The sequence below is a fragment of the Gleimia hominis genome, from assembly GCF_032085515.1.
In the GTDB taxonomy this organism is placed as follows: Bacteria; Actinomycetota; Actinomycetes; order Actinomycetales; family Actinomycetaceae; genus Gleimia; species Gleimia hominis.
Genome location: NZ_JASXSX010000001.1, coordinates 1169595 through 1187075, shown reverse-complemented (window position 1 = coordinate 1187075; position 17481 = coordinate 1169595). Strand labels below are relative to the sequence as shown.

At 59.3% G+C, this 17481-nt stretch carries 14 protein-coding genes and 3 tRNA genes; 9 read left to right on the top strand and 8 right to left on the bottom strand.

The genetic code is table 11. From position 1 onward, the window contains the following. Positions 1-237 precede the first annotated feature (237 nt). Positions 238-684: a Dps family protein gene (locus QS713_RS05040; protein ID WP_313272981.1), complete on the bottom strand. Its 447-nt coding sequence runs from the start codon at positions 682-684 to the stop codon at positions 238-240. 207 nt (positions 685-891) lie between these two features. Between QS713_RS05040 and QS713_RS05035 the strand changes: the two genes are divergently transcribed. After that, entirely contained in the window at positions 892-1335 is a 444-nt protein-coding gene (locus QS713_RS05035; RefSeq protein WP_313272980.1) for an HIT family protein, read from the top strand. A gap of 112 nt (positions 1336-1447) precedes the next feature. On the opposite strand, the gene QS713_RS05030 is transcribed toward QS713_RS05035, so the two are convergent. After that, positions 1448-2068 carry a vitamin K epoxide reductase family protein gene (locus QS713_RS05030; protein WP_313272978.1) on the bottom strand — a complete coding sequence of 207 codons (621 nt, stop codon included), beginning with the start codon at positions 2066-2068 and terminating at the stop codon, positions 1448-1450. Positions 2069-2290: 222 nt separating this feature from the next. On the opposite strand from QS713_RS05030, the gene QS713_RS05025 reads away from it, so the two are divergent. The 3 genes from QS713_RS05025 (at position 2291) to QS713_RS05015 (ending at position 3239) form a co-directional block, all read left to right on the top strand. Beyond that, positions 2291-2363 (top strand) — tRNA-Lys (locus QS713_RS05025). 28 nt (positions 2364-2391) lie between these two features. Beyond that, positions 2392-2464 (top strand) — tRNA-Lys (locus QS713_RS05020). A gap of 271 nt (positions 2465-2735) precedes the next feature. Continuing rightward, entirely contained in the window at positions 2736-3239 is a 504-nt protein-coding gene (locus QS713_RS05015) for a hypothetical protein (protein WP_313272977.1), read from the top strand. Here the strand turns inward: QS713_RS05015 and QS713_RS05010 are convergent. The 6 genes from QS713_RS05010 to QS713_RS04985 all read right to left on the bottom strand — a co-directional run bounded on the left by QS713_RS05010 (position 3236) and on the right by QS713_RS04985 (position 8236). Beyond that, positions 3236-3715: a peroxiredoxin gene (locus QS713_RS05010; protein ID WP_313272974.1), complete on the bottom strand. Its 480-nt coding sequence runs from the start codon at positions 3713-3715 to the stop codon at positions 3236-3238. The genes QS713_RS05015 and QS713_RS05010 overlap by 4 nt on opposite strands. 154 nt (positions 3716-3869) lie before the next feature. Beyond that, positions 3870-3951: transfer RNA gene (locus QS713_RS05005), tRNA-Leu, on the bottom strand. 51 nt (positions 3952-4002) lie between these two features. Beyond that, positions 4003-5202, bottom strand: a complete 1200-nt coding sequence (mnmA, locus tag QS713_RS05000; protein ID WP_313272973.1) for a tRNA 2-thiouridine(34) synthase MnmA — start codon at positions 5200-5202, stop codon at positions 4003-4005. A gap of 84 nt (positions 5203-5286) precedes the next feature. Further along, positions 5287-6438 carry a cysteine desulfurase family protein gene (locus QS713_RS04995; protein WP_313272970.1) on the bottom strand — a complete coding sequence of 384 codons (1152 nt, stop codon included), beginning with the start codon at positions 6436-6438 and terminating at the stop codon, positions 5287-5289. Then, positions 6435-7448: an electron transfer flavoprotein subunit alpha/FixB family protein gene (locus QS713_RS04990; protein WP_313272967.1), complete on the bottom strand. Its 1014-nt coding sequence runs from the start codon at positions 7446-7448 to the stop codon at positions 6435-6437. Before QS713_RS04990 ends, QS713_RS04995 begins: the two co-directional genes overlap by 4 nt. Then, positions 7448-8236, bottom strand: coding sequence for an electron transfer flavoprotein subunit beta/FixA family protein (locus QS713_RS04985; RefSeq protein WP_313272965.1), 789 nt, complete (start codon positions 8234-8236; stop codon positions 7448-7450). Before QS713_RS04985 ends, QS713_RS04990 begins: the two co-directional genes overlap by 1 nt. A gap of 224 nt (positions 8237-8460) precedes the next feature. Here QS713_RS04985 and glgX point away from each other — a divergent pair, with 224 nt between their 5' ends. The 5 genes from glgX (at position 8461) to QS713_RS04960 (ending at position 17428) form a co-directional block, all read left to right on the top strand. After that, positions 8461-10809 carry a glycogen debranching protein GlgX gene (gene glgX, locus QS713_RS04980; RefSeq protein ID WP_313272962.1) on the top strand — a complete coding sequence of 783 codons (2349 nt, stop codon included), beginning with the start codon at positions 8461-8463 and terminating at the stop codon, positions 10807-10809. 30 nt (positions 10810-10839) lie between these two features. Further along, positions 10840-11922: a tryptophan--tRNA ligase gene (trpS, locus tag QS713_RS04975; protein ID WP_313272960.1), complete on the top strand. Its 1083-nt coding sequence runs from the start codon at positions 10840-10842 to the stop codon at positions 11920-11922. Between the two features lie 249 nt (positions 11923-12171). Further along, positions 12172-14247: an alpha-1,4-glucan--maltose-1-phosphate maltosyltransferase gene (locus QS713_RS04970; protein ID WP_313272958.1), complete on the top strand. Its 2076-nt coding sequence runs from the start codon at positions 12172-12174 to the stop codon at positions 14245-14247. A 92-nt stretch (positions 14248-14339) separates the two neighbouring features. Beyond that, positions 14340-16118 (top strand): maltose alpha-D-glucosyltransferase, encoded by a 1779-nt coding sequence (gene treS / locus QS713_RS04965; protein ID WP_313272956.1) that lies wholly within the window; start codon positions 14340-14342, stop codon positions 16116-16118. After that, on the top strand, positions 16115-17428 hold the full coding sequence (locus QS713_RS04960) for a phosphotransferase (RefSeq protein ID WP_313272954.1): 1314 nt from the start codon (positions 16115-16117) through the stop codon (positions 17426-17428). The genes treS and QS713_RS04960 overlap by 4 nt, the downstream gene beginning before the upstream one ends. The last annotated feature ends 53 nt before the right edge of the window (positions 17429-17481 follow it).

The window sequence follows — 17481 nt, the reverse complement described above, 5'->3', positions numbered from 1 at the left end:
CCCCGAGGCGCATTTGACTCCCAAAGTGAAACGTGAGACCCAGGAGAAGCGGCTATACGGAGCCGGGTGGTAATAAAAGAGGTAGGGTCCGTATGAGCGGACCCTACCTGTCTTTGTAACTTCTAGCTTTGTAACTTCTAGCGAACTCCTAGCTAGATTTCGTGTGAATAGGTTCTTTTGCTAAGAACCTAAATCTCTATGCTAAGAATCATCGAGCTAGATGCAGCGTTGCACCGATTATTCGGTGGCTGCACGCAGGAACCAGGCCTGCTGTTCCAAACCAGAAACAACGCTGATCAGTAGGTCACCGGTAATCGGATCGGCGTCGTCGGCAGCACCCAGGTTCTCCCGAACCTTATCGCACACAGCCTGCACCTTCTCTGCCATCAGCTGGTACGTCTTGTCTACGGAAAGGTCACCGTTTTCAATCTCATCCAAAGACGTGGTCTTCGATACCGTAGCGGAGCGGCCATCGGGGTTGCCACCAATTGTCGCGAGGCGCTCAGCAACCTCATCCAGGTCGGTGCGGACCAGAGAAACAATCTCATCCAACGCCAGGTGCAACGCGCGGAAGCGTGCGCCCTTAATGTTCCAGTGAGCCTGCTTTGCCTGTAGCTCCAGCTCGATTAGGTCTACCAGTGTTTGCTGTAGTGATTCTTCAACTACTGCGTCAAACTTCGCCATAATCTCCTCCTTTATTGAGATCGACTTGCGAGGGCAAAACCGACCGCTCCCTAAACAATTTGGTTATTACATGCACTATTTAGCTGCGATCGCTTTTGTATCTCAAAGCCCTATAGCTCTTCCAGACTATCATCACGGGCAGGTTGTATCCACAGGTGCCGCCCTAAGTCCCCTCATGGCGAAAGAAAAGAATGAGACACTAACTGCATGACTGTTTTTGAAGAAATCATCGCCGGAAACCTACCCGCCAAGTTCGCTTACGCCGACGATTTGTGCGTCGTATTCGCAACCCACGAGCCAATTAACCCCGGGCACATGCTCGTCGTACCGCGCAAAGCATACTCCGCGTGGACGCAGATGCCCGCGGACGAACTAGCCCACCTGGCTAAGGTAGCGCAGCTAATCGGCCAGGCACAAACAAAGACCTTCGAATGTGACCGCGCTGGCCTAACAATTGCCGGCTTTGAGGTCCCGCACGTGCACATGCACGTCATCCCCCTCACCTGCGAGGCCGACCTGGACCTGTCGAAAGCCCGCAAGATTTCTGAACGCAAACTCGAAGCGTCCACGTCCGCACTACGAGCCCAGCTCAAAGAAATGGGACATGAGGACAACGTGCCGATCGTAATTGATTCGCCAGAACTGGACTAACCCGCAGGACTGCTAACAGGCAGAATCGTCAAACTGCAGACCTACTTGAAGGCAAGCTCATAGGGAACCGTAGTTACAGCTACGACGCAGAATCGGGCACTATTGTGAGGGATCACAGTAGTGCCTGGATTTTGTCCATCATGGTTAACACCAATACGAGAAGTACCACGAGGTGGAGCGCAATCCCCGTGAGCCACCAGTATCCGCGCAGCAAACGCGCATTCGGATTCGGTTCAAAAGCACGCGGCATCCAAATGCATCCGACCCAGATTGCAGCCGACCAGGTGACCATGCAGTAGGGGCATAGCACCCCGAGTTGCGCCACCGACACGTAGATGAACCATCCGATCGCCCCGAACCCAGCCGCGCACCCAAGGGCAACTCCCAAGACGACGATTCGCGGTATTTGCGTGCCCAGCAGCTCCAGCAGCGCGATTACGCTAAGCACTGTGAACGCGATGATGCCCAGCACGGAGTTCGGAACGCCCAGCACGTGCCCCTGGGCGGACCCAAGCGATTTAGCGCAAGTAACTAACGAGTTAATATCGCACCCCAGCTGCTGCTCGGGTGCCGAAAGCACCCCCAACTCTGACTGCAAAAGCGCCACACTGGCGAGCGCACCCACCAGCCCCGCCACCAGCACCACAATCTGCTGAGGCCGCGTTAGCGACCCCACCGAGTATCCCTCAAGGTCTTTCAACACGGCACTCCCCACTAGTTTGTAACTGTCCACTCGTTCGTAACTGTCCAAATCCGAGTCGCGATTAGTCCTCCCGGTTCAAGAAGTAGGCTTAACGCGACTCAGCGTGCATACGCAATCCGCGCGGTTGCACCACTCAAGTTTACGCCAACGCACCTGGTAGACGACCACCACCTCGGGGCAATAATGTGCCCCAAAACTCACAAAAGTGATTTGTAGTTTATCCACGCCGGTGAGTAAGATATTTCTACGGACGCGCCATTAGCTCAATCGGCAGAGCAACTGGCTCTTAACCAGTGGGTTGGGGGTTCGATTCCCTCATGGCGCACCGACCAGGCATTAATCTTGCTTGGTACGCGCCATTAGCTCAATCGGCAGAGCAACTGGCTCTTAACCAGTGGGTTGGGGGTTCGATTCCCTCATGGCGCACCCCATCACACATCACTGGTTCCCGTTTTATGACTCCCGGTGACTACCAGTTAACCCCTTCTATAATCCAGGCTAATGGTTTCATTGCCTTCACTGAAGGCGTTGGACGCAGCTAATAATAGCAAGCAGCGGATTAGCGAAAACGCGCTTCACCTGCAAAAATGAGCGTATGCTAAACCGGCTGGTAGCCTGGAACGCCAGGCTCGCTGGAGCTTTTACACAGTAGCCACATACGAATACCGCACTGCTGGTGCTTGAAAGGTAGTTTCGAGTGAGAGATCTCCATCCTAGTGAAGAGAACCTATTGGATTCGATCGGTAAGGTACTCACACAGCGCGCGCGCACGGAGGCTATCCCAAAAGAAACGATCGACGAAGCCGCTCGCATGGTCGGGTCCATCGTCAACACGCGTCCAACGTTAGACAGCATGGTAGGCCCCACGTGCGGCACCGCGGACCTGGTGGACTGGTTGGGGATATCGCGCCAAGCAATCAACAAGGCCCTCAAGGAGTACCGTCTGCTGGGGGTGCGCATGGGGACGCGTTCGTGGAAATACCCCGTGTGGCAGTTAACGGACGACCACCAAATCGTGTCCGGTATGGCCCAGGTACTGGGACGCATCTACGATGTGGCCTCTAGCGTTGAAAACGGGCACTGGTTCGTAACACCAAACACGGATCTGGATAACGCCACGCCGGCCGACTGGATGCGAGACGGGAAAGAACTAAATACCGTGGTAGGTGCGGCGGAGCGTTACGCCCGCCGGTTACGCTAGTCGATTCCAAGATCCTTGCGCAGGCGGGCCACGTGCCCTTTGGCGCGCACCCCGTAGCGAGCGTACTGGATCTTACCGTCTTTACCAACCACGAACGTGGACCGGATCGGTCCTTTAATAAGTTTGCCGAAGTTCTTTTTCTCTCCCCACGTCCCCCATTCGGTTTGCACGCGCTTATCGGGGTCGGATGCGAGCGGGAAGTTCAGCGACTGTTTGGTCTTAAACTTTTCTAAGGCCGGCATCTTGTCGGAACTAATGGCAATCACGGTGAAGCCTGCGGATTTCAGGGATTGTAATGAGTCTCTGAAGTCGCAGGCTTCCGTTGTGCACCCCGGGGTGGATGCTTTCGGGTAGAAGTAGACGACAACGCCGTTTTGCGCGTTCGCTACCGCGGTGGATAATTCTATTGTTCCTTCGGTGGATTCTAGTTTGAAATCTGGGGCGTCTTGCCCCTCAGTTAGTTCTACCTTACTCATGCTTCGATTGTCTCACACTCAAGTGAGATTGCGATTTTTATCGGCTACAAGCCAACCGGCTCCATCCCCTCATGCCGTCCATACCCCAATAAGCGTCCGGTACCTAATTTAAACCGACAAAAGAAAAACCCCGGTTAAACCGGGGTTTTAAGTGTGCGCAAGAGGGGACTTGAACCCCTACGCCCGAAGGCACTAGAACCTAAATCTAGCGCGTCTACCAATTCCGCCACTCGCGCTTAGGCTCAACCAGTTTAGCGTAACTGCACCTACGGAACGCAAATCTTAACTTAGCTGCGCGAAGCGGTGTTGATCACGGAGTGCGCCAATATCCGATTCCCCCGGTAGATAACCAAGGACTGCCCCGCTGCGATACCACGCACTGTTTCGCTGAGTTTAATTCGCACGTTTCCACCCCCGGTTTCGTTTCGGTTGGCTTGCCGCGTTTTTTCTGTGCCTGAGGCACTTGCCGTCCCGCCTACCAAGGGCCCATCGGTTACGGTGAGCTCTTCAATCAACTGTGGTTTACCGTGTGCCCGCATCTGCGCGTACAGGGCCTCGTCCCCATCGGTACCCATCGCGTGTGGTTTAAGGGTACGCACGTCGCCCGCGTCGTCAGCGGCGAGCCACACGAGCTCACCCGCCTCAATGTCGTTTACAGACAACAGGGTGGACGGGCCCACGACCACCTGGTTGCTTTGCGGGCGGGTTTCGAGTACGTAGCGCGGTTTCCCATCCGCAGCGGGCCGGTCAATCCCCAGACCCTTGCGTTGGCCCACCGTGTACTCGAAGTAACCGCGGTGCTGGCCCAAAACGTTACCTTCGACATCCACGATGTCACCGGCGGATTCACCCAGTTTGGCCCGCAAGAAACCCTGCGTGTCCCCGTCGGGAATAAAGCAGATGTCATATGAGTCCGGTTTTTGTGAGACCCCTAAACCGCGTTCCGCCGCTTCAGCCCGAACCTCATCTTTTGACCCCACGTCCCCGAGGGGAAGGATGACACGGGCAAGCTCTTCAGACCCCATAACTGCAAGCACGTAGCTTTGGTCTTTATCCAAATCCCTGGCGCGCAACAGCTGGTACCCGTTGTGGTTCTCAATCCGCGCGTAATGGCCCGTGCAGACCGCGTCAAAACCAAGCGCTTTCGCCCGCATAGCCAGTTCGCGGAACTTCACGAACTCGTTGCACCGCACGCACGGGTTCGGGGTGCGGCCCATGCGGTACTGTTCGACAAAGTCCTCCACAACTGTTTGCTCGAACTCCTCCGCTAAATCCCACACGTAATAGGGGATCCCCAGTACCTCAGCGGCCCGCGCAGCATCCACTGAATCCTCTAAAGAACAGCATCCGCGCGCGCCCACGCGGCAAGACTGTGGGTTCGACGACAGGGCCATGTGGACGGCGGTTACCTCGTGGCCGGCATCTACTGCGCGTGCTGCCGCCACAGCTGAATCCACCCCACCTGATAATGCTGCTAACACGCGCATACGTACGCGACCTCCTCCATCGTTTAGCGATCCAACTATCGTCTAGCGCTCCAGCTATCGTTTACCTATCTAATGCGCCGTCCGTTAGTGGTCCAACGCATCTAACTGCTGGGCTGTGGCAATCACTTCGGGCAAAACCGCCGAGAGTGCTTCCACGTCCGCCATTGTCGTCAACGGACCAAACGATACCCGAAGTACCCCTAATGCTTCTCGTTCACAGCGGCCAGCTGCGAGCAATACCTCAGAGGGACGGGTCACACCCGCGTGACATGCCGAACCCGCGGACGCCATGATGCCCACGCGGTCTAACCCGAGCAGCACCGCTTCCGGATGCGCCGTGGGTACAGATAGGTGCAAAATCGTGGGCGCAACCGGGCCGGTGGCAAGCGTTGGATGCACCCCCGTTGGGAGCTGCGCAATGATCTGTTCCTTAAATCTCTTACACCGCTGCACCAACGCGTCCCGCTCTTGCGCAACCGCTTCGAGCGCCGCCGCGAGCGCGCACGCCCCCGCGACGTCCTGGGTGCCCGAACGCACTTTGTTCTCTTGGTCTCCACCGGGCCGGTCGGTCAATATCTTTACGCCGCGGCGGACCACGAGGGCGCCAACTCCAACGGGGGCACCGACCTTGTGGCCGGCTACGGTGACCAGGTCCCAGTCGCGTTCGCGCGCATCAATCGACTCGGTGTGAATCGCTTGGGAGGCATCGACGTGCAACAGGGGGCGCTCAGCGCCTCCACCTCGCGCCTGACTTATTTGCTCCATCGGTTGGATCGCACCCGTTTCTGAGCACACCGAAGCCACCGATATTACGGCTGCGTTTGACTGCACCTGGTCAGTGAGCACGCGCGTGTCCCGGTCTATGTCAAGCACTTGCCACTGGCCGCCTTCGCGTTCCACTACGCCGCGTTGATTGCGCGTAGACGGGTGGTCCGCGGCGCACACCTGCACCAGGTTCCTCCCGGTTCGCGTTTTCATCGCGCGGAACCCACCCGCGATCGCGAGGGCGTTAGATTCCGTAGCACCGGAGGTGAACACCACCTCGGGGCGTTCTACTCCCAGGTGGTGGGCCACGGCCTCACGGGCATCCTCTAATAGGCGCCGGGCTGCGCGCCCACCGGAATGCAACGCGTTTGGGTTCCCCGGGTGGGTTTGGAGCCAATCTTGTACCTCCAGCCACCGATCCCGCGCCTGCGGGCGCAGCGGCGTGGTGGCCGCGTTATCCAAGTACGTCACAAGCGGTTCCGCAGCCGCTCAATTAGGTCGGGCACTACCTCTTGCACAGTCCCCACGATTCCCAAGTCAGCGATTTCGAAAATCGGGGCGTCGGGATCATCGCAAATCGCCACGATCTTCTCGGCCGCTTGGATACCGGTAACGTGGTGGATCGCTCCCGACACGCCCAGTCCAATGTACAGTTTCGGAGCGATGGAAACCCCGGTTTGCCCCACTTGGGCGCTGCGGTCAATCCACTCTTCATCGCAGGCCACGCGGGTTGCCCCAACTGCCCCGCCAAGTAGGTCCGCGAGCTCCTCGGCGGCAGTGAAGTCCCCTTCCACGCCGCGGCCGCCGACGACCACCACGTCCGCTTCTGGCAGGGGCACGTTCCCCGAGCTGGCTTCTGGGACGGACTGGTCGACGGACACGGCGCGGGCACTGTCAGAGTAGGTAACGTCCAGCGGCTCCACGTTCGTGGCGGCGGGTGCTGGTTGTGGTTTCGCTTCCACTGAGGACGGGCGCACGGAAACCACTGGGGCGGTGCCACGGACCTCAAAAATACTGTTCCACGCCCCGGCTAACACGGGTTTGGCAGCAACCACTTTGCCGTCTTGAACGACGCATTCAGTTACGTCCGCCGCCACCCCAGTGCGGAGTTTAACCGCCAGTCCCGCGGCCACTTCGCGCCCCCGGTAGTTGGCGACGTTGAGGATCAACCCGTACGCGTCTGCCTTGAACGCCGCCAGTGCCGCGTCCACCACTGCGGCACCGACGCGTGCGGATGAGGATGTTAGATTCGCCGCGTACACGGTGCGGACCCCAAATTCGGTCAGCGCCTGGGTGTCGGGCGCGTCGTTGAGCGCTACGGCGTCCACCGCCTGGTTAGTCAGTGCGTGCGCCAGCGTAAGTATCTGTTTTGACGCTTCACTCAAGACGTATCCCTGTTCGGTATTCCCGGAGTGGTCGGTCAACACCAGTACCGGTGCGTCGAGTTTTTCTGAGTGGTTTTCAAGTAGTTGAGCGGGCATTACTTCATTACCTCCACGATGAAATCGGTGAGCAGCTCGGCCCCATTACCACCGGTGTCCTCCACAACATCCCCGCCGACACGGGCGGGTGCCTGTTCGGCTTCTAGGATTTGGACTGAGCCTCCGCCGCCACCCACGGTGTCAAACGCCTCAAAGTTCGCCAGGTCATCTAGGCTCCAGTGATCCAGCGGTTTCTTCCGGGCGGCGCGCATGGCGCGGAAGTTCGGGTAGCGCGGTTCGTTCACCTGGTCGGTTACCGACACGACTGCGGGCAGTGCGGCACTGAGTTCGTCGTCGTACCCGTCTGCGGACCGGCGGATGTGGACCCGTTCGTCTGCTACCGAGAGTTCGTGGGCCAGGCTCAAATACGGTTTTTCAATGAGGGTAGCCAACGCGGCGGGCAGCAGGGACGTCATCCCATCTAGGGAAGACATGCCGGTTAACACGAGGTCAATCGGCCCTTCCGCACTGAGCTGCTGGTATGCAGCGGCGAGCACGTGGGCGGTCCCCACCACGTCTGTGCCAACGAGGCGCTCGTCAGTTATCAGCACGGCGCGGTCCGCTCCTTTTTGCAGTGCGAAACGCGCGGACTCTTCGGCATCTTCAGGCCCCATGCTGAGTGCGATTACTTCCCCACCGCGCTCTTCTACGAGCTGTACGGCGGCTTCCAAGGCATTTTCGTCGAGTTCGTTGAGGGTGTCATCTTCCCCACGGACCAACCGGCCTTCCTCGATTCGACGGTCCGACTGCGCGTCGGGCACGTGTTTAATGCATACAAGAATTCTCATACTCTCTACAGTGCCACATATTCGGCTAACGTGTTATTGCGCGTATCACCCGTTTGCACGTGCCCACCTTACCCACCAACATGGTTAAGTGGTATTTTTTTCACGCTTTGAGGCAGAATCGAGTATTATCGGCCCGTTGTAGTAACACATGCGTATTGATACGAGCGGTCCGAGCATACCTGGCGCGGGCGGTTAGTTATCTTAACCACTAAGAGATGGAGTAAATGAGTTCTCAGGATCACCACTGCCCCACTGATAGTTGGGAGTGTGCACGCGCAACCCTTCCCCCGGCAATCGACTCCACGCAGCAGGGCGCCTTTTTGCGTGACGGAGGGGTGGATTTCGTGGTTGCCGCGCCGGGTGCGACCGCGGTAGAACTGTGCATTTTCTCCTCTGACGATTCGCAAGCGGCGGGTAGCGACGCCGACTTTGCAGACGGTATTGCCCAGGAACCAGGTGGCCGCGCGCAAGAAACCGAGGTGCGCTACCGCATGCACCCCCACGAAGGTGGCCTGTGGAGTGCACATAAGAGCGGTGTCGGCGGCGGCACTCAATACGGGTATCGGGTGAGTGGCCCGTGGGATCCCGATGGCGGGCTGGTTTACAATCCGCACAAGCTTCTGCTGGACCCGTACGGGCGCGGTTTAGAACGCGAAGTGCAGCTCCACCCAGCGCTGTACGCCCACCGGGTGGATTCGCAGTTCACGCCCCTACCCGGCCAGTTGCAGCCAGATCTTGAGGATTCCGCTCCATACCAGGGCCGGTCCGTGGTGGTGGAAGACACGTTTGAAGTGGCCGCGGGTCCGAGCACCAGCTGGGATGAAACCGTCGTTTACGAACTGCACGTGAAGGGTTTCACTAAGAACATGCCGGGGGTACCCGCCGCACTGCGGGGTTCGTACGCGGGGTTGGCGCACCCTCAGGCGATTTCGCACCTCAAATCCCTAGGGGTCACGGCGGTGGAACTACTGCCGGTACACGCGAAGTGGGACGAACCTTTCTTGCAGCAAAAAGGTATGACGAACTACTGGGGGTACTCCACGCTGTCGTTCTTCACTCCAGAACCCTCCCTCGCAAGCCCGGGGGCGCGCGCAAACGGGGCTGGCGCCGTGGCCGAAGAATTCAAAGGCATGGTGTCGCTGCTGCACGAAGCGGGAATCGAAGTGATTCTCGACGTCGTCTACAACCACACGTGCGAAGGTGGGCTAACCGGCCCTATGCTCAGCTGGCGCGGCTTCAGCCAAAACACTTACTACCGGCACACCCAAAACCGCCCCGTAGTCGGCATTGACGACACCGGGTGTGGCAACACCGTTAACTTCGACGAAGCGCGCGTACTCGAGATGACCCTCGATTCCCTGAGGTACTGGGCGGGCGAAATGGGAGTGGACGGGTTCCGATTCGACCTCGCCAGCACGCTGGGCCGCTACGCCGACGGGTACACGCCCCGCCACCCCTTCTTCATGGCCCTAGCCGCAGATCCACTGCTGAAAACCAAAAAGCTAATCGCAGAACCGTGGGACATTGGCCCCGGAGGGTGGCAAACCGGTAACTTCCCCCTGCCGTGGAGCGAATGGAACGACCGGTACCGCGACACCATCCGCGGGTTCTGGCTCGCCGATTTTGCAAACCTAGAACGCGGTGAAACCACCCAGGGGCCAAATGATATCGCCACCCGCATTTCTGGGTCCGCGGACCTGTTTGGCGAAACCAATGGACACCCGCGTCCCTCAAGGTCATCACTGAACTTCATCACCGCGCACGACGGCTTCACGCTCGCCGACCTGACGGCATTTAACCACAAAAACAACTACGCGAACGGGGAGAATAATCAAGACGGCACCAGCCGGAACCTGTCTTGGAACCACGGGTTAGAAGGCCACCCAAGGGCCGGTAAATCTGAAAACACGCAGGCCAGCTACCGGCACGACCCGATGCTCGACGCTGTTTTCTACCCGCGGGAGAGGTCCATCCGTAACCTGCTCGCAACCCTCCTGTTTTCCGTTGGTACCCCCATGATTGTGGCCGGCGACGAGATTGGCCGCACCCAAAACGGAAACAACAATGCGTACTGTCAAGACTCCCCCATTTCGTGGATCAACTGGGATTTAGACACGTGGCAACGCGACCTGTTCGACACCGCGCGCTACCTGATTGCACTGCGCCGCAACCACCCCGTGATGCGCCCGAACGCGTTCGCCAGTGGGAGCAGACAACCCGATGATGAACTCGAAGATCTGTCGTGGCGCACCGCTGACAACCACCGCTTGCATCCCCACGAGTGGCACGACCCCGCGCATCGGGTACTGCAGTTCTCGCGTTCGGGAAAACCGTGGAATGACTGCGACCTACTAGTTGTGTTCAACGCGACCCTCAACACGGCCACCGTGAACTTGCGCAAAGGCCGGGGAATTAATTACCGCCTGGTGTTCGACTCGTCTTGGGTCAACCCTTCTGAGGGAGGCGGGTTGCCCGACGCGTCCAACCACCAGTACTGCGACATCGTGGAACCGGGCACGACGATTCACATGGAACCGCAGTCCCTGCAGCTGTATTTAACCGAACGCCCGTAAGGTAAGCTGGAGGGCGTGAGTAACAACGGTATGCAAGCATCTTCTCAGTCCGCCACCGTAGAACGGGCGATCGCACGGTCACAAGAGATTGAACGTGAGATCGATAAAGACCCCTCGCGGTTTCGGATTCTCACGGGCGACCGACCCACGGGACACCTGCACCTCGGGCACTACTTCGGCACCATCCAGTCGCGCGTCACACTGCAAAACCGGGGAATTGAACTGTGGCAGCTGATCGCCGACTATCAGGTAATCACCGACCGCGACGGCGTGGGGCCGCTGCGTGAGCGCGTCCTGTCGCTACTCACCGACTATTTAGCCGCGGGAATGGACCCGAAGAAAACCGTGATCTTCACGCACTCCGCGGTGCCGGCACTGAACCAGCTGATGCTCCCATTCCTCTCTCTCGTTACAGAAGCGGAACTGCACCGCAACCCCACTGTTAAATCCGAGCTGGAAGCCAGTGGTGGGCGCGCCATGAGCGGCCTGCTCCTCACCTACCCCGTGCACCAGGCGGCCGACATCTTGTTCTGCCGCGCGAACCTCGTGCCCGTGGGTCAAGACCAGCTGCCACACGTAGAGCAAACCCGCGTGATCGCCAACCGGTTCGACAAACGCTACGGACGCGTGCGCGAAGACCAGCCGGTGTTCCGCCGCCCCGACGCCCTCCTGTCGAACGCGCGCCACGTGCTTGGCCTGGACGGCGAGAAAATGTCCAAGTCCCGTGGCAACACCATCGAGCTGCGCATGAGTGCAGACGAGACTGCCAAGCGCCTCAAGAAAGCAAAAACGGATGCGGACCGCAATATTACGTACGACCCGGTGAACCGCCCAGAAGTATCGAACTTGCTGCTCCTGGCATCTATGGCGTCCGGTGAGGACCCGCGCGAAATTGCCGACCAAATCGGTGACGGCGGGGGCGGTGCATTGAAGAATCGAGTGACCGAGGACCTCAACACGTATCTAGAGCCCATGCGGGCTAAACGCGCGGAACTGGAGCAAAACGAGGATTACCTACTGGAGATTCTGCGCGCCGGCAACGAACGCGCCAACGAGGTGGCGGAAGCGACCCTGGCGGACGTGCGCGAAGCCATGCACATGCGCTACTACTAAGGCTTAACAAGCCCCCACTACTAAGGCCTCCCAGGGCGCGCGACAATTAGACCCACCCGAGGCGCGTGCACGCACTACTACTAGACGGCGCTTGCGCGACCACTAGACGGCTAACTGGCTGGCGCTATGACACAACGCAAAGCGACGCAACTAGCAAACGCAGGCGAGGCTGACGAGATGCGCGTGAGATTTTGCAGACATTTTTCCCTAAACTGGGGTTGAGAGTACGTCAACCTAAGGAGCACCCAGATGTCGCAGGCTTCGAAGAAGGTCGTCCGCCGCAAGAACCCGGTTCCGCCCCGCGCGCGAATCCCCCGAATCCCAGTCACGGAAATCTTCCCGTCAGTAGAAGACGGTTTATGGGCCGCGAAAGCCACCGAAGGGGAATCGTTTCCGGTGCGGGCCACGGTTTTTCGTGAGGGGCACGACGCACTCGGAGTTGAAGCCGTGCTGGTGGATCCAAACGGCAAAGAACACATGCGCGCCCCCATGCACGACATCGCCCCGGGGCTCGACCGATACGAAGCGTGGCTCATGCCCGACACGCCCGGTGACTGGTGCTTCTATATTGAAACCTGGTCTGACCCATATGCTTCGTGGACGCACGACGCGGCCATAAAAATCGCGGCGGACACGGATGTGGAACTCACCCTCGAAGAAGGGGCGCGCCTCATGGAACGCGCAGCCGCTGGGAAACCCCGGCCGCGGGGGCGGGCACCGAAACCACCTAAGGAATCACAAAAAATCCTCCTCGACGCAGCAGCGCGCCTACGTGACCCCAGCGCCGCCGCGCAACGCCGCCTGTCCGCTGGTTTAAGCACGCAGGTGCGCGCCGTGTTTCGCGACACTCCCCTGCGTGAGCTAACCGGCAAATCCCGCAAATACCCCCTGCAGGTAGACCGCAAACGCGCCCTGGTGGGCAGCTGGTACGAAATCTTCCCTCGCTCTTACGGCGCCCACAAGAACGCGGACGGCCAGTGGGTTTCCGGTACCCTCACCGAGGCGGCTAACGCCCTGCCGCGCATCGCCAAGATGGGATTCGACGTCATCTACCTAACGCCCATCCACCCGATCGGCGCCACGTTCCGCAAGGGGCGCAACAACACGCTCGATGCCCACCCGGACGACCCGGGGTCACCGTACGGAATCGGTGCAGGCGACGGCGGGCACGACGCGATCCACGCGGATTTAGGGACTTTCGAGGACTTCGACCGCCTCGTTGCCCGCGCCCGCGAACTCGACATGGAAGTGGCCCTCGACCTGGCACTACAATGCAGCCCAGACCACCCGTGGGTAAAAGAACACCCCGAATGGTTCTCGGCCCGCGCCGACGGTTCCATTGCTTACGCAGAGAACCCTCCGAAGAAATACCAGGACATTTACCCCCTGAACTTCGACAATGATCCGGAGGGCATTTACGAAGCGGTGCGGGCCGTAGTACTCAAATGGATTGACCATGGCGTCACCATTTTCCGCGTCGACAACCCGCACACGAAACCGCTGAGTTTTTGGCAGCGGTTCCTAGCCGATATCCGTGCCATTCACCCGGAAGTAGTGTTCTTGGCGGAAGCGTTTACCCGCCCCGCCATGATGCGTACGTTAGGTGCGATTGGTTTCCATCAGTCTTACACGTATTTCGCGTGGCGCACCGAAAAGCAGGAACTGTTGGATTATTTCGTGGAGGTTTCCACCCAGACAGCGCACCTGCTGCGGCCCGCGTTCTGGCCCACCACGCACGATATCCTCACGCCGCAAATGACCACCGGAGGCGCGGAAATATTTGCGATCCGCGCGGTCCTCGCCGCTACCGCGAGTCCCACGTGGGGGATTTACTCCGGTTACGAGTTCGTTGAGAACGTGCAGCGACCCGGGTTTGAGGAACAGATTGATAACGAAAAATACGAGTTCCGCCCCCGCCCGTGGGAGGACGCGGACCAACACGGGTTAGCAACTTTACTGACCCAGTTGAACACCGCGCGCAAACACCATCCGGCGCTCACACAACTGCACCGCATCAACGTGCACGAAACCACGGACGACCGGCTCCTGTGCTTCTCCCGACACGTGCCCGCACAGTTCTCCCCCACCGGCAAAGAAGACACCGTGATCGTCGTGGTCAACCTGGATCCTCACAACGAAGTTGTGGGCGCTGTGAACCTGGACCTTAACAACCTGGGCGCCACCGTTTCTTACGGCACGTCCGGCCCCACCCTGCAGGTCCGTGACGAGTTAGATGGTGCGCAATACGCGTGGGGTGAGTCGAACTTCATCCGCCTGAACCCCAGCGAGCGGGTCGCCCACGTCCTCAGCGTCCAAACTCAGTAACGCACCCGAGTACCGCGCGCAAGCAGGTTTTTCGGTTAGCTTCGCGCGCCCCTCAAGCTAAAACGTATTTTGCACACAGAAATTTGGTGAGTATGACAAATCGAAATGACGCACCCGCCACCGGCGCAGTTCCTCTGGTGAACGTGCCGGGTAGTTCCGCAAAAAAACACGAAGTACCAGACTTGGCGCAACCCGAGTTTCCCCCGGTTGCACAAGACCCGCAGTGGTACCGCACAGCCGTTTTTTACGAGGTCCTAACTCACTCTTTTAAGGATTCGAACAACGACGGCGTGGGCGACTTCGAAGGGCTGCGGTCAAAACTGGACTACCTGGCGTGGCTGGGGGTGGACGCCCTGTGGATCCCCCCGTTCTACCCCTCCCCGATGCGCGATGGTGGATACGACATTTCCGACTTCATGGACGTGGATCCGCGCTACGGGACCTTAGAAGACTTCAAACGCCTGGTTGCGGACGCGCACGAGCGTCACATCCGCATAATTGTCGACATGGTTTTGAACCACACGTCTGATCAGCACCCGTGGTTCCAATCTTCCCGAAACGACCCGTCCGGCCCGTACGGGGACTTCTACGTGTGGCGATCCCGGCCCAGTGAATACCTGGATGCGCGCATCATTTTCATTGACACGGAGGATTCAAACTGGTCCTTCGACCCCGTGCGCGGCGAATACTACTGGCACCGGTTCTTCGACCACCAGCCGGACCTCAACTTCGAAAACCCTGCGGTGCGCGAAGCCGTGAAGAACGTGATCCGCTACTGGTGTGATATTGGCGTGGATGGGATTCGGTTGGATGCGATCCCGTACCTGTTTGAAGAAGATGGGACGAACTGCGAAAATCTGCCCGCCACCCACGAGTTCATCGCGGACCTGCGAGAGATGATTGACGATGAATACCCAGGCACGATGATGATTGCGGAAGCGAACCAGCCGCCGCACGAGGTGGTGGCCTACTTCGGTACGGACGCGCGCCCCGAGTGCCACGTGTGTTTCCACTTTCCGATAATGCCCAAGATTTTCGCGGCCCTGCGGGAGGAATCGTCGCGTGGGATCCGCGAATCGATGGCAGAAACCCCGCCGCTACCCAAGGGCGGGCAGTGGGGCACGTTCTTGCGGAACCACGATGAACTCACCTTGGAGATGGTCACGGACGAAGAACGCGCGGACATGTACGGGTGGTACGCCCCGGAAGATCGAATGCGTGCCAACGTGGGGATCCGCCGCCGGTTGATGCCGCTGCTGCGTGGGTCGCGGCGCGAGGTGGAGTTAGCAAATGCCCTGCTTCTTTCACTGCCCGGCTCCCCGTTCTTGTACTACGGTGACGAGCTCGGCATGGGCGATGACATTTGGCTGTCGGACCGCAACGGTGTGCGCACTCCGATGCAGTGGGATGATTCGCCTGGCGCCGGGTTTTCTTCCGCCGCGGCGGAGGATTTTTACCTACCTGTTATTTCCCAGGGTCCGTATGCGCCGAATGCGATTAATGTTGAGGAGTCGCGCTCGCGCCCCACGTCGATGTTGAACTGGATGCGGGCCATGCTGAAAATGCGCAAGCGTTACCCAGCGTTCGGATTGGGGTCAATGACACTGCTGAACAGTTCTGACGACGCGGTTTTGGCGTACCTGCGCCGCGATGAGCAAACCACGATTCTGTGCGTGAACAACCTCTCTACCGCATCGCGTTCGGCCACCATTGACCTGCCCGGCATGTCGGGGTGGCACCTAACCGATGTGGCGTCGGGCAACCCCTTCCCCTCGGTATCTGAAGAGGAGACGATTGATATCACGCTCTCGCGGCACGCTTTTTACTGGCTTGAAGTGACGTTCTTGGAAGACGAGGAGGAAGACGAATGAGTGCGTCTTGGCCTGAAGATTTAGATCTGCTGGATGCGATCGGCCCGTGGTTGTACGCCCAGCGGTGGTTCCCCGGGCAGAAAGGCGACCAGATCCGGGTGCTTGACACGGTGGATTTGTCTGCCCTGTCGGTTGCGGATCCGGCGAATGAACCCGTGGAACCCGTGTGGATTTCCCTAATCGAAGTGGGGGAAAACCTCCTGTCGGTACCCCTGGTGTACACGGATCAGGCGCCGTCGAACGGTGTCGTTGCCCACGTGCGCGACGCGTGGATTGTGGACGGCGCGTATTCCCCCCTGTTTTTACGCGCCTGGATCCGCGAAGCCTACACCGATGGGACGATTTCCCCACTGGCTCCTGAACAAGCCGAGGCAATACGCGACCGCCTTCTGCAAGTAGCGGACCAGACGCACGTCATTTCTGGGGAGCAGTCCAACACGTCCGTGGTGTTCCCCGGCGATGCCGCGTGCGTCGTGAAGTTCCTGCGGGTTCTGCATCCGGGAGTGCACCCGGAGTTAGAGGTCACACAAGCCCTCGCCGCTACCGGTTGGGAATGCGTGGCCGCCCCCGTGCTGTACGCGCAGCTGCAACCACGCGGAGAGGCGCGCGAACCGTTCGTGTACGCAATCGGTGGGGCCCTGGTGCGCGATGGCCAGGATGGGTTCGAACTGTTCGTTCAGATGGCGCGTGAAGCCGCGGACCCCGCTGCGCTCGCCCACTCGCTGGGCCAGGTGACCGCGCAGATGCACGAACGGTTAGCCGATGCGTTCGGCGCCAGCGAGTCCATGACCACCAGTGAGTTCGCTCAGCGCCTCACGGCAAATATTCAAGCGGCCAGTGCGGAAGTGCCCGCTCTGAAGGAACGCGATTTCGACCAGCAGCTGATCGCCGCAGTTCACGAAGTGGAGAACCTTTCGGAACTACCACCCGTGATCCGCGTGCACGGCGACTACCACCTGGGGCAAACGATGCATTCAGACGCCGGGTGGACAGTGCTGGATTTCGAAGGGGAACCACTGCGTTCACTCGCGGATCGGCGGCAAAAAGATTTCGCACTCCGAGACGTGGCGGGGATGCTGCGTTCGTTCGACTACGCGGGTGCGAAGGCAAGCGCGGGGGCAGCGTGGACGCAGGCGGCGCAAGATGCGTTCTTGAACGGGTACACGTCCGGCGGTGGGTTAGGCCCGGTTGAGCAGGTGATGCTGCGCGCCCTCCTGGTGGAAAAGGCGACGTACGAAACGGTTTACGAGTACCGGATGCGCCCAGAGTGGATTGACATTCCGCTGCGAGCACTTAAGAACCTCACGTAACGCACGTCACCATTTGAAACGCGTGTGGGGTGAAAACATGCGACAATGGGACC